The sequence below is a fragment of the Pseudomonas sp. MWU13-2862 genome, assembly GCF_023242495.1.
Classification (GTDB): domain Bacteria; phylum Pseudomonadota; class Gammaproteobacteria; order Pseudomonadales; family Pseudomonadaceae; genus Aquipseudomonas; species Aquipseudomonas gingeri_D.
Genome location: NZ_JALMEZ010000035.1, coordinates 1 through 4,035, shown reverse-complemented (window position 1 = coordinate 4,035; position 4,035 = coordinate 1). Strand labels below are relative to the sequence as shown.

6 protein-coding genes are annotated in these 4,035 nt (G+C 52.3%); 3 read left to right on the top strand and 3 right to left on the bottom strand.

Annotation, left to right across the window (positions count from 1 at the left end; translation table 11 throughout):
- Nucleotides 1–129: 129 nt before the first annotated feature.
- On the bottom strand, nt 130–501 hold the full coding sequence (locus tag M5C56_RS32215; RefSeq protein WP_103499543.1) for an NUDIX domain-containing protein: 372 nt from the start codon (nt 499–501) through the stop codon (nt 130–132).
- A gap of 380 nt (nt 502–881) precedes the next feature.
- Here M5C56_RS32215 and M5C56_RS32210 point away from each other — a divergent pair, with 380 nt between their 5' ends.
- The 3 genes from M5C56_RS32210 to M5C56_RS32200 all read left to right on the top strand — a co-directional run bounded on the left by M5C56_RS32210 (nt 882) and on the right by M5C56_RS32200 (nt 2,946).
- Nucleotides 882–1,445: a DinB family protein gene (locus M5C56_RS32210; protein WP_103499540.1), complete on the top strand. Its 564-nt coding sequence runs from the start codon at nt 882–884 to the stop codon at nt 1,443–1,445.
- A gap of 442 nt (nt 1,446–1,887) precedes the next feature.
- The gene (locus tag M5C56_RS32205; RefSeq protein WP_103499541.1) at nt 1,888–2,223 is read left to right on the top strand and encodes a hypothetical protein; all 336 of its coding nucleotides are present in this window, start codon (nt 1,888–1,890) and stop codon (nt 2,221–2,223) included.
- A gap of 336 nt (nt 2,224–2,559) precedes the next feature.
- Nucleotides 2,560–2,946, top strand: a complete 387-nt coding sequence (locus M5C56_RS32200; RefSeq protein ID WP_103499542.1) for a hypothetical protein — start codon at nt 2,560–2,562, stop codon at nt 2,944–2,946.
- A gap of 23 nt (nt 2,947–2,969) precedes the next feature.
- On the opposite strand, the gene M5C56_RS32195 is transcribed toward M5C56_RS32200, so the two are convergent.
- Together M5C56_RS32195 and M5C56_RS32190 are read right to left on the bottom strand one after the other, a co-directional pair.
- Nucleotides 2,970–3,170: a hypothetical protein gene (locus M5C56_RS32195; protein WP_247263503.1), complete on the bottom strand. Its 201-nt coding sequence runs from the start codon at nt 3,168–3,170 to the stop codon at nt 2,970–2,972.
- A gap of 174 nt (nt 3,171–3,344) precedes the next feature.
- Nucleotides 3,345–4,035: apolipoprotein A1/A4/E family protein (locus tag M5C56_RS32190; protein ID WP_247263502.1), on the bottom strand; the 691-nt coding region annotated here is incomplete at its 5' end.

Here is a 4,035-nt window from a genome sequence, read left to right as displayed (position 1 = left end):
GATCGGGCAGTTGCTGCGGTATTGGTGGGTGTCAAGGCAAGTTGGGCGGACGCTTGCCCAGTGTCTGATACGACCATCGGCAGTCGCCTTGCAGCAGCCGATCATTGCGCAAAGGAGTCCAAAGGAGACTCAGTGAGTCAATTGAAAGTCAGCGAACGATTTCACGATTGCCTTCGTTACAGGGCTCGACTCAACATCGCGAAATTGCTTCCAGTGGCTCCACTTGCACGCGGCAATCTCATTTTTCGGAGACGGCTTCTCACCAGGCTGGAGTGCGGTCATGAAAACGAAGTGGGTGGTGTCGTCCTTCTCAAAGCGTGCGAGATAGATTAGGTTGTCAGCAACCAGTCCTGTTTCCTCTTCAAGCTCACGCGCGGCGGCTTCAGCAGGTGTTTCGCCTGCCTCTATCTTGCCGCCAGGTAGTGCCCATTTGGATTTTGGCTTGCGCACATAGAGAACATGATCATCCTTGCGGCATATCACTGTGGCTCTGGCCTTCATGTTCACCTCCATTACCGTGCACTTAAGTCTTGGTAGGCTCCATGGAACTGCCTAGCTTTAAGACTGCGCTGTCATCAAATCGTCACAATTAGAAAAGCATTTTTGATGCCAACACTTGACGGCTAACCTGCTAGCTGAAGAGTAGCTCGTGCTGTCGGAGATGTGTGTGTGTAGTAACGACATCTATCCCCCGAAGCGATTAGGCAGGAAGGTGTGTTCACCGGACACTTACTGCAAAGTGGACTTCGATATCCGACTTCCTGAACCACCTGACCGCTGCGCCCGGACCCTGGCGAACGAGACCAGCAGAGTAGTCACACCAATCAGGGATGTGCTATCCACTATCATTGTGACTCAAGCAAACCTTTAGGCCATTCCCAATGAACAGCTTCCTGGCGCAGGCACAAAACAACCAGTGGTCGAACCGGCGATTGCTTTCCGCATGCTTCGCGTTAAGCCACGAGGAGTACGTGGCTGCACGAACGAGCTTCTTTCCCTCTATCGAACGAACGCTGTTGCATATATTGGACGTGGATCAGTTCTACCTCGCAGCACTGGAGCTTGATCTGGAAGGCCAACGTAAGGAACTCCCTTCAGATTTATCGCTTCATCAGATAGCGCAGCTTCAATCGGCGATAGACATCCGACTGATAGCTTATTGCGAGCGGTTGGATGAGAGCTCATTGGGTCGCCAAGCAGAGGTTGTGCGGGCGGAGGGCATAGTACTGGAGCGGGTCGACCGCCTACTGCTGCACCTATTCCAGCATCAGATCCATCATCGGGGGCAAGTGCACGCGATGCTGTCCGGCACCCGTGTTGCACCTCCACAGCTTGACGAATTTTACCTGGATGGAGATCTACCACTACGAGCTTTGGACGAGGATCGGCTTACCTTCCCTCCGACGAACGTTCCATTACGCCCAGCCCCTGACGTTCCCAACTGAGAGGCCTCACCGCATATGACTGGGCGGCTAAACACATAGCACGTGAAGGGGACTGGTCGAGTCAGTAGCACCAAATTTCTCGCGGGGTATAGCGATCCGAGCGAGGGGGGCGCTGGCAAAATTGTTAGTCCACTGTGGGTCCAGGCTGTGTAAAAACGCTTCGTCAAAATTGAAGTTTGCGCGTCTATGCGAAATCTGAAAATTATCGGCTGCTCTCAGGATCTGGATTTTGCGTAGAAACGCGATTTTCAGTCCAGCACTGGGCTCCAATCGCGCTGAAAAACGTTTTTACACAGCCTCGGTCGTCGCTGGCAGAAAACGGCCAGAAGCAGCCTCTGACCTTTGGCCCGCTTTGAATCGATTGTTTTCAAATGGCCAGCGGGGCGGTTAGAGTGTCGTCCCCCGGAATTGGATCCTGGGATTTTTGCCATGGAGTTGTTCAGTGAAGTACCTCAGTAAAGTTGTAGCCGGTGGTGTTTTCGGCCTGATTCTGGCGGGTTGCACCGGAGCCCCGATAACCTCGCCGCACTATGACAGCAGCCAATACACCGTGGTGGGTCACAGCGAAGCAACCGCCACTGGCCTGATGTTGTTCGGTGTGATTCCGATCCGCCAGAACAGCCGTTTCGTCCGCGCCCAGAACGCTGCAATCGAGGCCAAGGGGGGCGATGCGATGATCAATACGCAAGTGCAGGAAAATTGGTTCTGGGCCTGGGTCCTGAGCGGCTACACCACCAAAGTCTCCGGTGATGTAATCAAGCTGAAAAACGTGCAGTAACTATCGCCCTGGCGGGTTCTGCTGGATCAAGATCGGTGCTGTCTCGACGCAGTTCATCATGCACTGGAACAGCCTTTGATCATCAGACTACCCATTAGCTCGAGCGACGCTACACGACGCAATCGGCCAGATCCCACGAAATCGCTCTCTTCCGAGTGACTGGCCGCTTGCGGCCGATGCTGTTGAAAAACAGTCGGCCCCCATTTCTGCGGCCGAGCGACTTTTTCAACAGAGTTGGCCAGAAGCAGACATTCAAGCCACTAGCCAAATACACTATCGCGAAGATCGCACTCAAAATTTTGGTGCAACTGTTCAGGCAGGAAAAAGGGAGGATTCATGAGTCTTGATCTGTGCTTGGAAGCTGATAGTGCGCTCACAATTTCAGCACTGAAAAGCGCCCTTGAGAATGCGGGAGCTTTGGAAATAGAGGTAGCGGGTAATGGCTTGTCCGCTGTATTTGCCTCGGGGCTTAGATTGAGCGGCGGCGATGTAGCAGATGACTCTACGATCTATGCTGAGAATACAAAGGGTGTCGACTTTCCTGTCGCTTTGCGTTGCACCATCAGAATAAAAGGGCCCGAACCTGAGGGGGAATCGTCTATGGACGATTTGGATAAAATCGCTCAATCCATATCTCAGTCGTGTTCGGCCTTCTTTCTTATTAGCTTTCAATTCGAAGAAACCTTGTACTGGCGGGATGCGACAGGGCTGCATCGTCCTTGAGATCGGTGCCTGAGCGTCCTCTTTCAGTCATTTCTGAATAGTTTTTTCGGACGGAAACACCCCTGAATTGAGGGGCCGCATCTGGCCGATGTCAGGCGACAGCCCTGTTCGGCGATGTTCAGTGGCTTTGCTATGTAAACACTTTCATTCCAAGCCTTAATCGTGAAAACGACAGGTAGGTCGAGCAGTGCTTCTTGTTGCGGTGTAAGTGCATCCAGTTTCATAGGTCTCTCCAGAAAAGCCCAAAACGGAGAGACACTGCGCCCGGACGGGGAGTGTTCCCCGCATGGGCAAAAATTATGGTGTATCAGCGCAACGTGGACAGTACCCACGTCTTGAAACGTTTAAGCCACAGGCCGTAGCTTACCGGTTGAGCAGTAAAGCTCGGGATCATAAAGCTATTTTCCAATGAAGAAGTCATAGGCCATTTTTGCCAAGAAACCAACTACAGCAGTGACGATGACGCCAAACTGCCAGCGCACGTACTTGATTCTTGACCCGACCTCTGTGATGGACGCCTCTAGTTTGACACCCTGTAGTAGGAGGGCTGTCTCTTGCCCTTTGATTGTTGTTCTGAGTTCGACACCTTGGTCCTTCATTTCGGTGCCCTGCTTAGTCATTAAATTTTTTAGCTCGCTTACTTGGTTCTTGAACTCTGTACTAAGCTGTTGGCCTTGCTTTTCCATCGATATCCGGAATTCATGACCCTGTTTTTCTATCGCAAGTCGAAACTCGCTGCCTTGCTCCTTGATTTCAGCGCGTAGCTCGCTGCTTTGTTTTTCCATTGCGGAGCGAAATTCGCTACCTTGCTCTCTTATTTCAGAGCGAAGCTCATTGCTTTGTTTTTCCATCGCAAGCCGGAAATCGTTGCCCTGCTCCTTGATCTCAGCGCGAAGTTCGATCCCCTGGGTAACAATCGCTTGGCTGAGCGCGTTTATTTGCTCGCCATGGGTTTTGACCGTGTCGCCTAGCTCTTTGCTCGAGCCACGCAGCTCTCGACCCAGGTCGACGGTTTTTTGGATCAACTGCTTCTCCACTCGTACCAAATCGGATTTCGTTGCTACGTTTCGCACTTCGGCCTCCCAAGCT